The 2,517-nt window shown below is 32.6% G+C and carries 2 protein-coding genes; both read left to right on the forward strand.

Features of this window, described 5'->3' with window-relative positions:
- Positions 1-224 precede the first annotated feature (224 nt).
- Positions 225-1,277: an adenine-specific methyltransferase EcoRI family protein gene (locus ACIQ2X_RS15695; RefSeq protein ID WP_396179913.1), complete on the forward strand. Its 1,053-nt coding sequence runs from the start codon at positions 225-227 to the stop codon at positions 1,275-1,277.
- Positions 1,274-2,371, forward strand: coding sequence for an HNH endonuclease family protein (locus ACIQ2X_RS15700; RefSeq protein WP_396179914.1), 1,098 nt, complete (start codon positions 1,274-1,276; stop codon positions 2,369-2,371). Before ACIQ2X_RS15695 ends, ACIQ2X_RS15700 begins: the two co-directional genes overlap by 4 nt.
- The last annotated feature ends 146 nt before the right edge of the window (positions 2,372-2,517 follow it).

Genomic DNA, 2,517 nt, shown 5'->3' on the forward strand with positions numbered 1-2,517 from the left:
TATGTTGCATGTTTAAAAATACGATTTTTGTATTTTGTATGCAAGTTTTTTAGTTATATTTGTTAATAAGATTACTTCGTCAGTTCGCTATCGCTCGGGTGTGAGGTTTTTTCACAGTCTGACGTTAGCCGTCAGTGTAGCGAACCGCAAAACCGACAGACATACCAACAAATAACAGAAATAAAAATCGTAAATTTGCGAATTAACGAATTGACAATAAATTAATGGCTAAAAAATCACAGAATACAAATTTAACTCTTGCAAAAGCAAATAAGAAAGACGAGTTTTATACTCAACTATCTGATATTGAGAAAGAGTTAAAACATTATAAAAAGCATTTTAAGGATAAAGTTGTACTATGCAATTGTGATGACCCAAGAGTTAGTAACTTCTTTCATTTTTTTTCATACAACTTTGAAAAATTCGGACTTAAAAAACTTATTGCGACTTGCTATAAAAGTCAAGATATGGACTTGTTTAGCCAAAATGCTTCTGAAAAAGCCATTTATTTAGAATATGATGGCGACAAGAATGGCGACAACGTTCCAAACCCAGAAGAAATTGGAATTAAACACTTACAAGGCGATGGAGATTTTAGAAGTGCTGAATGTATTGAACTTTTAAAACAAGCCGACATAGTTGTTACAAACCCACCATTCTCACTTTTTAGAGAATATGTTGCCCAACTAATTGAATACGACAAAAAATTTGTAATTGTTGGACATCAAAACGCAATTACTTACAAAGAAATTTTTAAGCTAATTAAAGAAGATAAACTTTGGCTTGGCTTTGGTTTTACAGGCGGTGCAGGACATTTTATAAACACACAATACGAAGATTACGCAACAGCAGGCGACCATAAAGAAGGAATGATAAGAGTTTCGGGCGTTCATTGGTTTACAAACCTTGACATAAACAAGCGACACGAAGATTTAATACTATTTAAAAAATATTCACCCGAAGAATTTTCTACTTATGAAAACTTTGACGCAATTAATGTTGATGTTACAAAACAAATACCAGTTGATTACAGTGGCATAATGGGTGTTCCAATAACATTTTTAGACAAATATAATCCTGACCAATTCGAGATAATCGGTTTGGGAATTTCAAATTCAGGTATTGAAGTTGGTGTTCAACCATACAAGTTAGAACACAAAAAATACAGAAAAGAAATTCAAAAACGTGGTGCAGTTGATGGCGACTTATATATGATGAAAAATAACATTGTAGAAGTACCATATGCAAGAATTTTAATTAAGAATAAAAAACTATGAACATAGAACTTAAAGAAATAACGATAAGAGAATTATCTACCGACTTTGAAGATAACGCAGAAAATGGTGTTGTTGGCTTTGGTGGCAAGTTGGACATTCGTCCACCTTATCAACGTGAATTTATTTACAAGGACAAACAACGTGATGCAGTAATAAATACAATTATAAAAAACTTTCCTTTAAATGTAATGTATTGGGCAGTTCGTGAAGACAGAACTTTTGAAGTAATTGACGGACAACAAAGAACTATTTCAATTTGTCAATATGTAAACGGAGATTTTGCTTATCAGAGCCGTTATTTCCATAATCTGAAAAATGACGAAAAAGAACAAATCTTAAACTACAAACTTATGGTTTATGTTTGTAGTGGAACAGAAAGCGAAAAATTAGAATGGTTTGAAACCATAAACATAGCAGGAGAAAAATTAACTCCACAAGAACTGCGAAACGCAGTTTTTACAGGTAGTTGGGTTTCTGATGCTAAAAGATATTTTAGTAAAACAGGTTGTGTAGCTTTCAATATTGGAAGTGATTATTTAATTGGTTCGCCAATTAGACAAGAATATTTAGAAACTGCAATTGGTTGGATAAATAACGATGATAGTAATGACGGCATAAAATTATATATGGCTAAACACCAGCACGACCCTAACGCAACTGCATTGTGGATGTATTTTCAATCAGTAATTACTTGGGTTGATGCGACTTTTACGAACAAGCGTAAAAAGTTTATGAAAGGTATTCAGTGGGGTTTCCTATACAACAAATATAAAGATGTTGTTTACGACACAAAAGCAATAGAAGAAGAAACTGCAAGATTAATCGCAGACGATGACGTTGAAAAAAAGAGCGGAATTTACGCTTATATTTTGACACGAGACGAAAGACATTTAGGAATTAGAACTTTTTCGGACAGTATAAAACAAAAAGTTTACGAAAAACAAAAAGGAATTTGTGCAATAAGTAAAAAACATTTTGACATTTCAGAAATGGAAGCCGACCACATTACACCTTGGCGTTTAGGTGGTAAAACAATAGAAGAAAATTGCCAAATGTTGAGCAGAGAAGAAAACAGAAGAAAGAGTGGCAAATAGCGAAAAACAAAACACCGAACGGCTAACAGCCGTAGCTGTTGCACAACACTTCAAAAAAACAAACTTTTCAAAATAATCATAAAAACCAACCTCTTTAGAAGTGATTTTAAAGAGGTTGTTTTTTTAGTTGTAACTTAAGATTGTGA

The organism is Flavobacterium sp., assembly GCF_044368625.1.
GTDB lineage: Bacteria > Bacteroidota > Bacteroidia > Flavobacteriales > Flavobacteriaceae > Flavobacterium.